The organism is Amycolatopsis sp. GM8, assembly GCF_021653975.1.
Taxonomy (GTDB): Bacteria; Actinomycetota; Actinomycetes; order Mycobacteriales; family Pseudonocardiaceae; genus Amycolatopsis_E.
On the sequence record NZ_JAJKFK010000002.1, the window covers coordinates 303,086 to 317,834 of the forward strand.

Consider the following 14,749-nt stretch of genomic DNA (forward strand, 5'->3'; position numbering starts at 1 on the left):
CACTAGACGCCCTTCAGCGGAAACGCGTCGGCCATCGCGGCGGCGAGTTCCAGCAGCGCCAGCCGGGTCCCCGGCTGCAGGCGGTCGAGTTCGATCTCGGCGCCTTCCTCCAGATGCGGATCGAACGGGATCTGGCACACCGCGCGCGCACGGGCACTGAAATGCGCGGCCAGCTTGTCCAGGTCGACCGAACCCGCCTTCGGACGCACCGAGTTGATCGCCACGATCGAGCGTTTGACCAGGTCACCGTAGCCGTGCGCCTCGAGCCAGTCGATCGTCGCCGAGGCGCTCGTGGCCCCGTCCACGGAACCCGAGGACACCACGACGAGCGCGTCGGCCGAATCCAGGACACCCTTCATCGCCGAGTGCATCAGGCCGGTGCCGCAGTCGGTGAGCACGATGTTGTAGTAGTGCTCCAGCAGGCTCACCGCGCGCAGGTAGTCCGTCTCCGAGAACGCCTCCGAAACGGCCGGATCCTGTTCGCTGGCAAGGATTTCCAGCCGTGACGCACCCTGCGACGTGTAGGCCCGCACGTCGCTGTAGCGGGTGATCTTGTCGGCGTCCCGCAGCAGGTGCCGGACGGTCGCGGTGGTCTCGATCGGGATCTTCTGCGACAGCGTGCCGCGGTCCGGGTTCGCGTCCACCGCGATCACCCTGTCCCCGCGCAGCGACGCGAACGTCGACCCCAGGGTGGTGGTGATAGTGGTCTTGCCCACACCGCCCTTGAGGCTCATCATCGCGATCTTGAAGCAGCCCCGCAGCGGCTGGTTCACCCGCGCGACCAGTTCGCGCTGCCGCCGCTCCGCGGGGCTCTCCCCCGGGTTGATCAGCTTGCCGGTGCCCACGAAAACGGCCTTGCGCCAGCCCGATCTCGGCGTCCGCTTCGGCGGCCGCACGACCGGCGCGCCCGGCATCTCCGGCCGCGGCCGGGACGGCTGTGGCAGCGGGGGGTAGTTCGACTGTGGTGGCTGCAGCGGCGGCAGGTTCGGGTCGTAACCCTGGGGGGCAGCCTGCCACTGTGGTGGCTGCCCAGGGTGTGACGTGGAGTCGGTGCGCTCCTCGGAGAACTCGCGAGGATCCGTCATCAGCCGACCCCGGCGTAGGAATGCAAGCCCGTCGTGACCAGGTTGACGAAGAACAGGTTGAACACCGTGACCGCGAAGCCCAGCGTGTTGATCACCGCGGCGCGGCTGCCACGCCAGCCGGCCGTCGCCCGCGAGTGCAGGTACGCGGCGTAGACCACCCAGGCGACGAACGCAGTGGTCTCCTTCGGGTCCCAGCCCCAGAACCGGCCCCAGGCCGACTCCGCCCAGATCGCGCCGCACAGCACGCCGAAGGTGAACAGCGGGAACGCGAGCACCGTGGTGCGGTAGGCGACGCGGTCGAGCACGTCCGCAGCGGGCAGCTTGGTGGCGAACCGGGCGAATTTGCCGTTGCGTTCGTACGCCGAGCGGAACAGGTAGAAGATGCTCGCCACGCCCGGCACCAGGAAGATGCCCGAGGACGTCGCGGCCGCGGACACGTGGATCACGAGCCAGTACGACTGCAGCGCGGGCACCACCGGGGCCGCGACGGTGTACAGCAGCGTGCCGCCGATGAACATCAGGATCACGACGGGCAGCAGCATGAACCCGGACAGGTGGCGCACCGGGAACTTGCGGATCACGTACAGCCAGGTCACCACGGCGATGAACGTCACCGCCATGATGTATTCGTACATGTTGCCCCACGGCACGCGATGTGTCGCGAGCCCTCGCAGCACCAGCGCGGTCAGGTGCAGCAGCGCACCGAGCACCAGCAGCGACGCGCCCATCCGGCCGATCCGCTCGACGCGGCCACGCGGCGCGGCGGGCGCCGGCGTGTCGGTCGTGGTTTCGGTGGCCGAGGTCGGGGCGCCGGCGCCGACCAGCTGGCGCTCCCGGGACCGCTCGGCGGCGAGGCGGCCCTTGGCGCCGAACGACTGCTCGATGAGGAAGAAGACCAGTGCCAGGACGTAGATCGCCGTCGCGGTGGTGTACGACCAGTCGCTGTACTGGGACAACGTCTCGTTGACAGGCACTTCTACTTCCTCTTTCCACCCGTGAGCAGCTCATCCGCGATCCGGGTGAACTCCTCGCCATAGCCCGCCTGATCAGTACGGGCCAGTCCGCCCACCTGCACCACGGTACCGTTTCCGGCCCCGTCCGCAGGCCGTACCCGCAGCCACACCCGCCGCCGCTTGACCAGCAGCGACGCACCCAGCCCGAGCAGCATCGCGACCGCGAAGACCAGCACGTAGTCCTGCGTCGGGTCGTGCGAGACCTGCAGCGAAACCCACTGCTGGACCCCGTCGAAGCTGACCTTCGTGCCGTCGTCGAGGGTCAGCGACTGGCCCACGGCGAGGTTCTGCCGGGCGACCTGCTTCAGCCGCCCGTCGTCCACCATGGACTGATCGATCTCGAAGATCGACTGCCCCTGGCCGGAGTCGAGGCCGAGATCGCCGCGCATCACGTCGATCGCCACCATCGGGTTGTTCAGGCCGGGCGCGCTCGAGGTCAGCACGCCGGCGTGCACGAACGACGTGGGCGCGAACAGGCCGGTGATCGCCAGCTGCTTGGTGCGCCGCTCGGCCGCGTCGGTGATGCCCGGCGGGTCGAACTTCGTCGCGCCGTCGGACAGGTACGTCACCTGGTTCTCGGGCCGCCACTGGGTGGCCTGCGTGCGCTTGTCGCCGTTCGGGTAGGTGACGGTGAAGATCGGCGTGTAACCGTGGCCGAGCAGGTAGACGCGGTCGCCCGCGGTCCGCAGCGGTGAGTTGACTTCGAGCAGGTACGGCTTCCAGGTGCCGGTCTGCAGGTCCGCGCCGGACTGGTAGTCGATGTTCGACGAGTAGTGCGTCGGCTCGCCGGATTCCGTGTACTGGGCGGCGAAGTCGTTGATCTTCACGCAGAACGGCTCGAGATCCGTGCCGTCGACGCGCAGGCCCGGGTTGAACGAGTCGTAGGCGTAGATGCCGGAGTTGCAGAACACCGAGTCCGGGCCGCCGGTGGCCTGGACGATCACCTGGCCGTCGTAGGTGAACAGCTTGCCCAGCGCGAAGAAGACGATCAGCCCGAGCATCCCGAAGTGGAACACCAGGTTGCCGGTCTCGCGCAGGTAGCCGCGCTCGGCGCTGATGCTGCGCGCGCCGTCCTCCTCGTCGCGCTCCACGGTCCGCCAGCCCTTGAACCGGGCCCGCGCGGCGGCGAGGACGTCGGCGGCATCGCGCTCGACGGTCGCCTCGCGGAAATGCGGCATCCGCGACAGGTTCCGCGGGGTCAGCACCGGCTTGGCGCGCATCGACCGGACGTAGTCGAAGCTGCGCGGCAGCAGGCAGCCGACCAGCGAAACCAGCAGCAGCAGGTAGATCGCCGAGAACCAGACGCTCGAGTAGACGCTGAAGAACTGCAGCCGGTCGAGCAGCGTGCCCCACCAGCCGTGGTCGGTGATGTACTGGTCGGTCTTCGGCGGGTTCAGCGCGCGCTGCGGCAGCAACGCGCCGGGCAGCGCGGCGAGCGCGAGCAGGAACAGCAGGATCAGCGCGGTGCGCATCGCGGTCAGCCCGCGCCAGGTGTTGCGGAGGAACCCGAGCACGCGCTTCGCCACGGTCGGCCGGTATTGCGGCGGCTTCGGCGGGATCTCGGTGGTGGTCACAGCGGTAACACCGTGTCCGTGACGAACGCGTCGCGCAGCCAGCTCACCAGGTCGCCCCACAGTCCGGTGACCAGCAGGACACCGACCGCGATCAGCAGCGCGCCGCCGAAGATCTGCACGCGGCGGCCGTTGCGGCGCAACCAGTCCGTCGCGCGGACCGCCCACCGGGCGCCGAGCGCGATCAGCAGGAACGGCAGCCCGAGGCCGAGGCAGTAGATCAGCACCAGCAGGAACCCGCGGGCACCCTGGCTGCCGGTCGCGGTGGCGATCGCGAGCACGCCGGACAGCGTCGGGCCGATACACGGCGTCCAGCCGAGGCCGAACACCGCGCCCAGCAGCGGCGCGCCGAGCAGCCCGCCGCGGGGCACCCGATGCGAGCGGATGTCCTTCTGCAGAGCCGGAATCAGGCCGAGGAAGACGAGCCCCATCGCGATCGTGACGACGCCGCCGATGCGTTGCAGGAGGTCCTGGTTGCCGAGCACGGCGTCGGCGAGCCACACGAGCGTGCCGAGTCCGGCGACGAAGACGACGGTGAACCCGAGGACGAACAGTGCCGCCGCGCCGACGACCGCGTAGCGGCCCTTCTTGCGCTCCTCGTCCGCGCTGACCGCGGGCGCGTCGGCGCCGACGAGGGCCGCGAGGTACGCCAGATACCCCGGCACCAGCGGCACGACGCACGGCGACGCGAAGGAAAGCGCGCCGGCGACGAGGGCGACTCCGGCGGCGAGGAGCAGCGGCCCGGAGGTCGCCAGCTCAGTCACGGAGTTCACCCTGCTGAGGGTAAGCAGTGTGTTCGGTGTGAGTTCCGCGGGCCCCGCTACTCGCCCGGGGCGCCGAGTTGCTCGGCGGCGAGCTTCTGCACCAGCGGCTGGATGTCGGTCGCCAACAAACTCCGCAGGTAGACGGCCGCGACCCGCTGCTGCTTGTCGATGACGATCGTCGACGGGACGACGTTCACCGGGTACCCGGACAGCTTCAGCAGCCCCCGCCCCGGCGGGTCGTAGATCGACGGGTACGTCAGGCCGCGGTCACGCACGAAGTCCTGCGGGGCCGACCGGTCGTAGTCACGCACGTCGAAGCCCACCACCTGCACGCCCTTGGCCTGCTCGGCCTGGTACAGCTTCTCCATCTCGGGCGATTCGGTGCGGCACGGCGCGCACCACTGGCCCCAGATGTTCAGCACGACGACCTTGCCCGCGAACTCGGCGAGCGAGAGCTGCTTGCCCTCGTTCATCAGATCGTCGCCGGACAGGTTCGGGATCGGCTTGCGGTCCGCGGTGTCGTACGTGATGTCCGTCTGGCCGCCGGGCGCGACGAACTGGAAACTGCTGCCCTGCGAAACCGCGTCCTTGCCGGTCGAACAGCCAGCCGCGAGGACGAGTGTCAGCAGGACGAGGACGATGCGTTTCACGCTCCGGTCACCTTCGGATCAGTCGCTCCGGCCGGCTCGCTGTAGACGATGTCGACCAGTTCTTCGCCATTGAAGACCAGGCTGGTCAGCGACGCCAGCGAGCACTGCCGTTTGCGTGGGTCGTGCCACAGCGGCTTCGCCTCCAGGAACCGCCGCAGCGTCCAGACCGGCAACTGGTGCGAAACACACAGCGCCTCGTGGCCGTCGGCGGCCGCGCGCGCCCGGTACACCGCGCCGAGCATCCGGCGCGCGATGTCGAGGTACGGCTCGCCCCACGACGGACGGAACGGGTTGCTCAGCTGCGGCCAGTACTTCGGGTTGCGCAGCGCGCCGTCGCCGACGGCGACCCGCTTGCCCTCGAAGAAGTTGCCGGCCTCGATGAGCCGCTCGTCGGTGTGCACGTCGAGCCGGTGCGCCCCGGCGATCGGCGCGGCCGTCTCCTGCGCGCGCTGCAACGGCGACGCGACCACGTGCACGATGTCGTGCGCGGCAACGGCTTCCGCGACGGTGATCGCCTGGCGCTGGCCGCGTTCGGACAGCCCGAAGCCGGGGAGACGACCGTAAAGAATGTGGTCCGGGTTGTGCACTTCGCCATGCCGCAACAGATGCACGATCGTCGTCACTGGCGTGCCTCCGCCGCTGCCTCGGCCGCGGCGGGCAGCGCGGCTTCGATGATCTCGAACGCCGCGTCGTCCATCGCCGCGTTCACGAACCACGCCTCGTACGGGCTCGGTGGACCGTAGACGCCGCGGTCGAGCAGCGCGTGGAAGAACGCGGGGAAACGCCAGGTCTCGGCGCTACTCGCGGCGTCGTAGTTGTGTACGGGCTGCTCGGTGAAGAACACGCTGACCAGGTTGCCCGCGTACGCGATGTGATGCGGCACACCGGTTTTCGTGAGCGCCTCGGTGAACAGGCCGCCGAGGCGATGGGAGTTGGCGTCGAGCGCCCGGTACACGCCGGCGTCGGCCGCGCGCAGCGTCGCGAGCCCCGCGGCCACCGCGACCGGGTTCCCGGACAGCGTGCCGGCCTGGTAGACGGGACCGCCGGGGGCGAGCCTGGCCATCACGTCCGCGCGACCGCCGAACGCCGCCGCGGGCAGGCCGCCGGACATGACCTTGCCGAAGGTGTAGAGGTCGCCGGGCACCGCTTCGAGGCCGTACCAGCCGGCGCGCGAGACGCGGAAGCCGGTCATCACCTCGTCCATGATCAGCAGCGCGCCGTGCTCGTGGGCGATTTCGAGCAGCCCCGCGTTGAAGCCGTCCACCGGGGCGACCGCGCCCATGTTGCCGGCGGCGGCCTCGGTGATGATCGCGGCGATCTCACCGCTGTTGTCCACAAAGGACTTTCGAACGGCCTCGATGTCGTTGTACGGCAGGACGATCGTGTCGGCGGCCTGCGCGCCGGTGACCCCGGGCGAGGTCGGCAGCCCGAGCGTGGCGACGCCGGAGCCCGCCTGCGCGAGCAGCGCGTCCACATGCCCGTGGTAGCAGCCGGCGAACTTGATGATCTTGCCGCGGCCGGTGAAACCGCGGGCGAGCCGGATCGCGCTCATCGTGGCCTCGGTGCCGGAGTTGACCAGCCGCACCTGCTGGACCGGGTCGACGCGGGCGATGATCTCCTCGGCCAGCTCGACCTCACCGGTTGTCGGCGTGCCGAACGACAGGCCTGACGACGCGGCCGTCTGGGCGGCTTGCACCACCGCGGGATGCGCGTGCCCGAGGATCATGGGCCCCCACGAAGAAACCAGGTCGACGTAGCGGTTCCCGTCGACGTCCCACAGGTAGGGGCCCTCGCCGCGGGCCATGAACCGTGGGGTGCCGCCGACCGAGTTGAACGCGCGCACCGGCGAGTTCACACCGCCCGGTGTCGCGGCGGTTGCTCGTTCGAACCATGCCTTGGACTGATCGACTCCGTGAACCACAAGGACAGTCTCGCAAAGGGCCTGTCAGGCCTGGTTCAGGTGGCCCTCGAAGAAGCCTTCGGGGTCCGCTTCGCGCTCTTTGCGGCGGTGCCTGGCGCGGATCGCGAGCAGCAGTTCGCGGACGGCGTCGGTGAGCAGCAGCGCCGCGACCAGGCCGAGCCCGATCGACGCGGCCATCCAGCTGCCGACGTTGCGGGTGGAGGTGAGCACGACGCCGTCGCTGAGGTGCACGGTAAGCGTTTTCACGCCCAGGTCCCATACCGGGAAGGCGAGCCAGATGGCGACGGCCGCGAGGATCACCTCGGCGAGCGCGACCCAGGCGCGCCATGGCCGGTGCAGCTTCGGCTGAGTGTTCACGGTGGCAAGGCTCTCATGTCCGGTCGAGGGCGGCACGCAGAGCTTGCACATCCTTCGCCCAGGCGAGGACCACCATGCCGTCGTTCAGGCGAATCGGCAGCTCTTCGTACTTACGCGGGGTGCTCCAGCCGCCACCCAGGACACGTGCCCCGGTCGGCGCGCCGACGTCCGTCGTCTCCGCGATTTCGCTCAGCGGCAAGGATTCGCGGCCTTCCCACAGCTCGGTGCCGGTCACCCGGACGGTGAGGAACCGGCGGCGTGCGTGGATCCACGGTGCGGTGATCGCCGCGAGCCCCAGCCCGACGAGCACCCAGGCGACGGTGTGCGGTGTGCCGGTGGCGAGCTCCACCAGGTAGCCGAGGAGGGCGAACAGCGGGCCGTAGAGCAGCGCCGCCCATTTCGCCCCGGGCTCGAGGTACCGCGTCTCACTCACGCCCGGCGGGACACCTTCGGGAAGTACGGCGCGACGTTCGGCAGGTACATCAGGACCAGTGCGATCAGGCCGACCAGCGTCGCGGCGAGCGTGACGACACTCGCGAACTGCAGGACCAGCTGGAACACCACGGTGATCGCCATCAGGACGGTCAGCACGGTGCGAGCCGAGCGAGTGCCCTGGCGGGCCTTGTACGCGAAGAGGACGTACAGGGCCGCGAAGGAGACCGCACCGACGAGGAGAACCGCGAGCAGCACGGTGGTGCCGGACCGGATCTGGTCGGGGTGCACCGCTGTGTTGGTGTTCGCCTTGATCAGCTGGTCGACGATCCGGCCGCGGGCGAAGAAGATGATCGCGTAACCGACGATGAACACGACCCCGGACACGGCCCACAGCCAGAACGACGCCTGGACCGGTTTGGGCGGGTCCACACGCTCGGGCGCGTCACCAGGCTGCTGAGGCTCGGGCGGCAGGCCCTTGGCGCGGCGCTCGTCATCCGATTCGGGTGCGGTCACCCGACTAGAGTACTTCGGTACTCAGTCGAGCCAGGCCGCGGCTTCGGCCGCCCAGTAGGTCAGGATCATGTCCGCGCCGGCGCGGCGGATCGAGGTCAGGACTTCGACGATGGTGCGCTCGCGGTCGAGCCAGCCGTTGGCCGCGGCGGCCTCGACCATCGCGTACTCACCGGAGATGTTGTACGCGGCGACCGGCACCGGCGAGACCTCGGCGGCAGCGCGGAGGACGTCGAGGTACGCGAGCGCGGGCTTGATCATGACGGCGTCCGCGCCCTCGTTGACGTCCAGCTCGATTTCGCGCAACGCCTCACGCGCGTTGCCCGGATCCTGCTGGTACGTCTTGCGGTCGCCCTTGAGCTGGGAGTCGACCGCCTCGCGGAAGGGGCCGTAGAACGCGCTCGCGTACTTGGCGGAGTAGGCGAGGATGGCCGTGTCCTGGTGGCCGGCGTCGTCGAGCGCCTCGCGGATCGCGCCGACCTGGCCGTCCATCATGCCGCTGGGCCCGAGCATGTGCGCCCCGGCCTCGGCCTGCGCGACGCCCATCTCGGCGTACACCTTGAGGGTCGCGTCGTTGTCCACGCCGCCGTCCGCGTCGAGGACGCCGCAGTGGCCGTGGTCGGTGAACTCGTCGAGGCAGGTGTCGGCCATCAGGACGGTGTCGTCGCCGAGCTCGGCCCGCAGGTCGCGGAGGGCGACGTTGAGGATGCCGTTCTCGTCGGTCGCCCCGGACCCGACGGCGTCACGCGTCTGTGGCACGCCGAAGATCATCAGCCCGCCGACCCCTGCGCGCACCGCGTCGACGGCGGCCTTGCGCAGCGACTCGCGCGTGTGCTGCACGACCCCCGGCATACTCGCGATCGGCCGCGGCTGGGTGGCCCCCTCCGCGACGAACATGGGCAAAATCAACTGGCGGGGGCGCAGCGTGGTCTCGCTGACCAACCGCCGCATGGCGGCAGTCCCACGCAACCGACGAGGACGATGCTCGGGAAACACGAGAGCGACGGTACTCCGGCACGTCAGGCGGTGGTCAGGTCGGCCTTTGCCCGCGCGATCTCCATGACGTACTTGCCGTAACCGGATTTCGCGACCCGTTCCCCGAGCCGGTAACACTGATCCGAGTCGATGAAGCCCATCCGGAAGGCGACCTCCTCGAGACAGCCGATCCGGACTCCCTGACGTTCCTCCAGCATCTGCACGTACTGGCCGGCGTCGAGCAACGATTGGTGTGTGCCCGTGTCGAGCCAGGCGAAGCCGCGTCCTAGGTCCACGACCTTGGCGCGCCCGCGATCGAGGTACGCCTGGTTCACGTCGGTGATCTCGAGCTCGCCCCTGGGCGACGGCTCGAGCCCTTTGGCGATCCCCACCACGTCGTTGTCGTAGAAGTACAGCCCCGTGATCGCGCGGTTGGAACGCGGGTGCTCCGGCTTTTCCTCGATGGAAAGGAGATTGCCGTCGTCGTCGAACTCGCCGATCCCGTACCTGTTCGGATCGCCCACCGGGTACGCGAAAAGCAGGCAGCCTTTGAGGTCGTCGGTTTTGCTCTGCAGAAGGCGGGAGAATCCGGGGCCGTGGAAGATGTTGTCGCCGAGAATGAGCGCGACCGAGTCCTGGCCCACGTGTTGCTCACCGATGATGAACGCCTCCGCGAGCCCGTTGGGCTCCGGCTGTTCCGCGTACTCGAGCCGGATGCCGAGCCATGAGCCGTCGCCGAGCAGCCGCTGGAACGCGGGCTTGTCGCCGGGCGTCGTGATGATCAGGATGTCGGTGATCCCGGCCAGCATCAGCACTGACAGGGAGTAGTAGATCATCGGCTTGTTGTAGACCGGAACGAGCTGTTTCGAGACGGCGAAGGTGACCGGATGCAACCGGCTACCGCTCCCACCGGCGAGAACGATTCCTTTCATGGGATGTCTCCTCGAGCAGGGGACTGCGGGTATCCGAATCATCACCGCTGTGCTCGCGTCGCCCCAGGGGCTCACCTCCACTGCCTTCCTCTGCCGATCGTTTCAATGTACGGTTTTACTGTTTCACTGATCGAGCGAGCTGGAGACTCCATGACCGCACAAGAAGCGATCGGCCTGCCTCCCGCCCGGACGACGGGCACGGTCGTCAGCCCTGTCCGATTCGAGCACCTCGACTCCCCTCTGGGCATCGGCACGCCCACGCCGCGACTGTCCTGGCAGATCACCACCGATGACCCCGATTGGGCCCAGACCGCGTACGAGGTCGAATCCGGTGCCGCAGTGGTCCGCGTCGAGTCCAACGAGCAGATACTCGTGCGCTGGCCCTTCGAGCCGTTGCAGTCCCGCGAGCGGGCGTCCGTGCGCGTCCGCGTCGCCTCCGGCGATATGTGGTCCGCCTGGAGCCAGCCGTCGACCGTCGAGATCGGACTGCTGAACCCCGAAGACTGGACAGCGCGATTCATCAGTCCTGCAACAATCGGATCTATCGATTCACCCGCACCGATTCTTTCGCGAACCGCGAGTCTCCGACGAAAAGTCACCAGGGCACGTCTTTACGCGAGCGCGCACGGCGTATACCAAGCGAAAATCAACGGGGCCAGTGTTGGTCATGACTTGTTGACACCTGGCTGGACCGCCTATGCCCAACGTCTCCGCTACCAGACGTACGACGTCACAGCTCTCCTGCGTCCCGGCGAGAACAGTCTTCATTTCCTTCTGGGGAACGGATGGTACCGCGGACGGATAAAATGGCGCGCCGACCATGACGACCACCTCGCCCTGCTGGCCCAGCTGGAGATCTCATACGATGACGGTTCGGTTGAAGTCATCGGTACAGACGAAACCTGGCGAGCGTCGGAAAGCGGAATCATACTGAATGACCTTTACGATGGCCAAGTCACGGATCTACGCCCACAAACCTTGGTGGCGGACAACGTCAGAACGCTCAAAGCGGACTTTCGCCGACTGGTAGCAGCAGAAGGACCTCCGGTAAGAGTCAGCGAAATACTCCATGCCAAGCAGATAAAAAGACTCGCTTCTGGCCGAATTTTGATCGACTTCGGACAAAATCTTGTCGGCTGGGTCCGACTGAAGATCCGCGACGCAACGAACGGGCAGCGGGTAACCATCCGACATGCAGAGGTACTGGAAAAGGGCGAACTCGGCGTGCGGCCACTCGACGGAGCCAAGGCCACCGACAGTTATTTGCTCCCCGATGCAAAAGAAATAACACTGGAGCCCAGCCTTACCTTCCACGGCTTCCGCTACGCGGAAGTCGAGGGCCTCGCCACGCTGATTCCAGATGATGTCGAAGCAATGGTAGTGGGAACCGACTTGCGTCGAACCGGTTGGTTTGAATGTTCGGTTCCCGAACTGAACCAGTTCCATGAGAATGTCGTTTGGGGCATGCGGGGAAATTTCCTGGACGTTCCCACTGACTGCCCACAACGAAGCGAGCGGCTCGGTTGGACGGGGGACATCCAGGTTTTTTCGCCCACCGCGACCTTCCTTTTCGATGTCGCGGGTTTCCTGACGTCGTGGCTTGGCGACCTTCGTGCCGAACAGCTACCGGATGGAGCAATCCCATACGTAATACCAGACGTCCTGCGGACGCATTCCGCCGCCGCAGCCGGCTGGGGAGACGCGGCCACCTTCGTACCCTGGGTACTGTACGAGAGGTTCGCCGACAGGGGAATTCTCGCCCGACAATTCGCGAGCATGTGCGGCTGGGTCGACAAGGTTGCATCCTTGACCATCGATGGTCTGTGGGCGGGCGGTTACCAGTTCGGCGACTGGCTCGACCCGACGGCTCCCCCAGATGATCCCTTCGCCGCGAAGGCCGACTCCGATGTATTGGCGACCGCGTATCTCGCCCGCTCGGCTGACATCGTCAGTGCGGCGGCGGGACTACTGGAGCGAACGGAGGAGGAAAAAAGGTACAGTGCGCTGGCAGCGGCTACTCGCAAGGCATTTGTTCAAGAGTACGTCACAGGCGGGGGACGAATCCTCAGCGACACTCCGACCGTCTATGCTTTGGCGATAGTGTGGAACCTTCTTGCAACGAGGTCACAAAAAGAGGGAGCCGGCCGGCGGCTGGCAGATTTGGTTAAGCAGAACGGGTTCCGAATCACGACCGGTTTCCTGGGAACACCATTAATCACAGACGCCCTCTGTGCCGCCGGACGAAGCGATCTCGCTTACCGGCTCCTATTGGAAAGAAGCTGCCCGTCATGGCTGTATCCCGTGACAATGGGCGCGACCACCATCTGGGAACGGTGGGACAGCATGCTTCCCGATGGATCGATCAACCCCGGGAGGATGACCTCCTTCAACCACTATGCACTGGGAGCCGTCGCGGATTGGATACATCGCACAGTCGCCGGGCTCGCGCCATCGGCTCCTGGTTACCGTGAGATGACCATCAAACCCCAGCCGGATCCGCACCTAACGTTTGCCTCGGCGAAGCATCTGACACCTTACGGCGAGGCATCTGTCCGGTGGCAGCGGGAAAATAACGAATTCACGTTAGAAGTAGCGATACCGGTTGGGGTGGTAGCGACAGTCCACGTGCCTGGCTCCGCGCCGATGTCCGTACAGCATGGAAAGCACATCTGGACAACCGCCGACCCTTGCGCGGACGAGAAGTCGCCCCCGACCACAGTCAGAGAACTGATGGACCGGCCGGCACTATGGTCAAAGGCCGTATCCGTTTTGATCGCGCACGAACTCGGAACCGATCCAGCGGACATCGCTTCATCGGCTGCCCCGTACCTCGACGCGCCGCCATCCGACCTTCCCCTGCTTCTCGCACAGAAGAAGAGCCTCCTCACCGGCGACGGGCAGGAGGCCCGCCAAGAGCTCGAGTCGTTGCTGATCTGACGTGGCGGTTGAGGAGGCGGGCGTCAGGCGGCACCCGAAACCCGGCCTCCTCAGCCGCTTCACATCACGAACGCCGGGTGCGCTTTGCCTTTCGTGGCGGGGGGAGGGCTCCTTCGGCGCGGAGCTTGGCGGCGTAGGCGGCCAGGGCGTCCACGAGATGCGGGATATCCGCCTTCTCCGGCTGGACGTCCACCCGCAGGCCGAACTCGACCGCGGTCTCCGCGGTCTTCGGGCCGATGCAGGCCACCAGGGTGCGCGTGTGCGGCTTGCCCGCGATCCCGACCAGGTTCCGGACCGTCGACGACGACGTGAAGCACACCGCGTCGAAACCGCCCGTTTTGATCATTTCGCGGGTTTCCGCGGGCGGCGGGGCGGCGCGGACGGTCCGGTACGCCGTCACATCGTCGACCTCCCAGCCGCGGTCGGCGAGGCCCGCCGAGAGGGTCTCCGTGGCGATGTCGGCCCGCGGCAGCAGCACGCGGTTCACCGGATCCAAAATATCGTCGTAGGGCGGGAACTCCGTCAACAGGCCATCGCTGGACTGCTCGCTCTTCGGGACCAGCTCCGGATTCACCCCGAACGCACGGACCCGCTCGGCCGTCGACTCGCCGACGCAGGCGATCTTCACGCCCGAGAAAGCCCGCGCGTCCAGCCCAAACTCCTCGAACTTCTCCCACACGGCACGCACCGCGTTCGCCGACGTGAACACGATCCACTGGTACCGGCCGTCGACGAGCCCCTTCACCGAACGCTCCATCTGCGCCGGGCTCCGCGGCGGCTCCACCGAAATCGTGGGCACCTCGTGCGACGTCGCGCCATGGCTGCGCAGCCGCTCGGCCATCTCGCCGGCCTGCTCCTTCGTCCGCGGCACCAGCACCTTCCAGCCGTACAGCGCCCGCGACTCCCACCACGACAGCTTCGAGCGCTGCCCCGCCGCCTCACCGATGGTCACCACCAGCGGGCCGACCAGCTCCCCCGCGTCCTGCGCCAGGGTGGCGAGCGTGCTGTCGAACGTGCGCTGCGTGTTGATCGTGCCGTTCGACGTCACCGCGACCGGCGTGGACGCCGAAACGCCGTGCTCGACCAGCGCGCCCGCGGCCTCGGCCAGGTGCGACGACGTCGCGTGCAGCACGATCGGCCCCTTGGCACCGGCCAGCCCGGCCCAGTCGACCTCACCCCGGGTGTCGACCTCGGTGTACGTGCCGCCCAGCGCGATCCCGGCGTACGCGGGCACCGCGACACCCGGCGAGACACCGGGCACGACCTCGAACACGGCGCTGGTCTTCGCCACCGCCTGCACCTCGGCCACCACGGCCGGCAGGGTCAGCGGGTCACCGCCGACCAGCCTCAGCACGAGACGGCCGGCCTTCGCCTCACCGGCCAGGTCCTTGGCCACATCACCCGGCTCGCCGACAGCCGGCCGCACTTCGGCGTCCGCGCTGGCCACGGCGAGCACACCGGTCGGCACATCGGGGTCGGTCACCACGACCTCGGCCTTCGCCAGCAGCTCCTGGGCACGAACGGTCAACAATCCGGCGTCGCCGGGGCCCGAGCCCACGAAAGCGACGCGCCCAGCGGTGTTCCGCGCGGGGGTCATTG

General features: G+C 67.7%; 14 protein-coding genes. 1 reads left to right on the plus strand and 13 read right to left on the minus strand.

What is annotated here, in order from left to right; all coding sequences use genetic code 11:
* Window positions 1–2 precede the first annotated feature (2 nt).
* Genes LOZ83_RS08675 through rfbA form a run of 12 tightly spaced genes read right to left on the minus strand, consistent with a single transcriptional unit; the run spans window position 3 to window position 10,213 of the window.
* The gene (locus tag LOZ83_RS08675) at window positions 3–1,085 is read right to left on the minus strand and encodes a MinD/ParA family protein (protein WP_236789766.1); all 1,083 of its coding nucleotides are present in this window, start codon (window positions 1,083–1,085) and stop codon (window positions 3–5) included.
* A complete protein-coding gene (gene ccsB, locus LOZ83_RS08680; RefSeq protein WP_236789767.1) occupies window positions 1,085–2,059 on the minus strand; it encodes a c-type cytochrome biogenesis protein CcsB in 975 nt (324 codons plus the stop codon). The genes LOZ83_RS08675 and ccsB overlap by 1 nt, the downstream gene beginning before the upstream one ends.
* A 2-nt stretch (window positions 2,060–2,061) precedes the next feature.
* Window positions 2,062–3,672 (minus strand): cytochrome c biogenesis protein ResB, encoded by a 1,611-nt coding sequence (locus LOZ83_RS08685; protein WP_236789768.1) that lies wholly within the window; start codon window positions 3,670–3,672, stop codon window positions 2,062–2,064.
* Complete coding sequence (locus tag LOZ83_RS08690; RefSeq protein WP_236789769.1) at window positions 3,669–4,442, minus strand: cytochrome c biogenesis CcdA family protein; 774 nt, start codon at window positions 4,440–4,442, stop codon at window positions 3,669–3,671. Before LOZ83_RS08690 ends, LOZ83_RS08685 begins: the two co-directional genes overlap by 4 nt.
* Window positions 4,443–4,489: 47 nt before the next feature.
* Window positions 4,490–5,083 (minus strand): TlpA disulfide reductase family protein, encoded by a 594-nt coding sequence (locus LOZ83_RS08695; RefSeq protein WP_236789770.1) that lies wholly within the window; start codon window positions 5,081–5,083, stop codon window positions 4,490–4,492.
* On the minus strand, window positions 5,080–5,706 hold the full coding sequence (locus tag LOZ83_RS08700) for a histidine phosphatase family protein (RefSeq protein ID WP_236789771.1): 627 nt from the start codon (window positions 5,704–5,706) through the stop codon (window positions 5,080–5,082). Before LOZ83_RS08700 ends, LOZ83_RS08695 begins: the two co-directional genes overlap by 4 nt.
* Entirely contained in the window at window positions 5,703–7,004 is a 1,302-nt protein-coding gene (gene hemL / locus LOZ83_RS08705; protein ID WP_236789772.1) for a glutamate-1-semialdehyde 2,1-aminomutase, read from the minus strand. The genes LOZ83_RS08700 and hemL overlap by 4 nt, the downstream gene beginning before the upstream one ends.
* A gap of 24 nt (window positions 7,005–7,028) precedes the next feature.
* The gene (locus LOZ83_RS08710; RefSeq protein ID WP_236789773.1) at window positions 7,029–7,361 is read right to left on the minus strand and encodes a hypothetical protein; all 333 of its coding nucleotides are present in this window, start codon (window positions 7,359–7,361) and stop codon (window positions 7,029–7,031) included.
* 13 nt (window positions 7,362–7,374) lie between these two features.
* Complete coding sequence (locus LOZ83_RS08715) at window positions 7,375–7,794, minus strand: hypothetical protein (protein WP_236789774.1); 420 nt, start codon at window positions 7,792–7,794, stop codon at window positions 7,375–7,377.
* Window positions 7,791–8,309, minus strand: coding sequence for a hypothetical protein (locus LOZ83_RS08720; protein WP_236789775.1), 519 nt, complete (start codon window positions 8,307–8,309; stop codon window positions 7,791–7,793). Before LOZ83_RS08720 ends, LOZ83_RS08715 begins: the two co-directional genes overlap by 4 nt.
* Before the next feature lie 21 nt (window positions 8,310–8,330).
* Entirely contained in the window at window positions 8,331–9,302 is a 972-nt protein-coding gene (gene hemB / locus LOZ83_RS08725) for a porphobilinogen synthase (RefSeq protein WP_236789777.1), read from the minus strand.
* A gap of 23 nt (window positions 9,303–9,325) precedes the next feature.
* Window positions 9,326–10,213 carry a glucose-1-phosphate thymidylyltransferase RfbA gene (gene rfbA, locus LOZ83_RS08730; protein WP_236789779.1) on the minus strand — a complete coding sequence of 296 codons (888 nt, stop codon included), beginning with the start codon at window positions 10,211–10,213 and terminating at the stop codon, window positions 9,326–9,328.
* A gap of 150 nt (window positions 10,214–10,363) precedes the next feature.
* Here rfbA and LOZ83_RS08735 point away from each other — a divergent pair, with 150 nt between their 5' ends.
* On the plus strand, window positions 10,364–13,150 hold the full coding sequence (locus LOZ83_RS08735; RefSeq protein ID WP_236789780.1) for a family 78 glycoside hydrolase catalytic domain: 2,787 nt from the start codon (window positions 10,364–10,366) through the stop codon (window positions 13,148–13,150).
* Between the two features lie 64 nt (window positions 13,151–13,214).
* Here LOZ83_RS08735 and LOZ83_RS08740 read toward each other — a convergent pair whose 3' ends face one another.
* On the minus strand, window positions 13,215–14,747 hold the full coding sequence (locus LOZ83_RS08740) for a bifunctional uroporphyrinogen-III C-methyltransferase/uroporphyrinogen-III synthase (protein WP_236789782.1): 1,533 nt from the start codon (window positions 14,745–14,747) through the stop codon (window positions 13,215–13,217).
* Window positions 14,748–14,749: the final 2 nt, after the last annotated feature.

Excerpts from the sequence above, each read along its gene's own strand:
- LOZ83_RS08675 (WP_236789766.1), bottom strand. The coding sequence starts at position 1,085 with ATGACGGATCCTCGCGAGTTCTCCGAGGAGCGCACCGACTCCACGTCA.
- rfbA (WP_236789779.1), bottom strand. The coding sequence starts at position 10,213 with ATGAAAGGAATCGTTCTCGCCGGTGGGAGCGGTAGCCGGTTGCATCCG.
- LOZ83_RS08735 (WP_236789780.1), top strand. The coding sequence starts at position 10,364 with ATGACCGCACAAGAAGCGATCGGCCTGCCTCCCGCCCGGACGACGGGC.
- LOZ83_RS08740 (WP_236789782.1), bottom strand. The coding sequence starts at position 14,747 with ATGACCCCCGCGCGGAACACCGCTGGGCGCGTCGCTTTCGTGGGCTCG.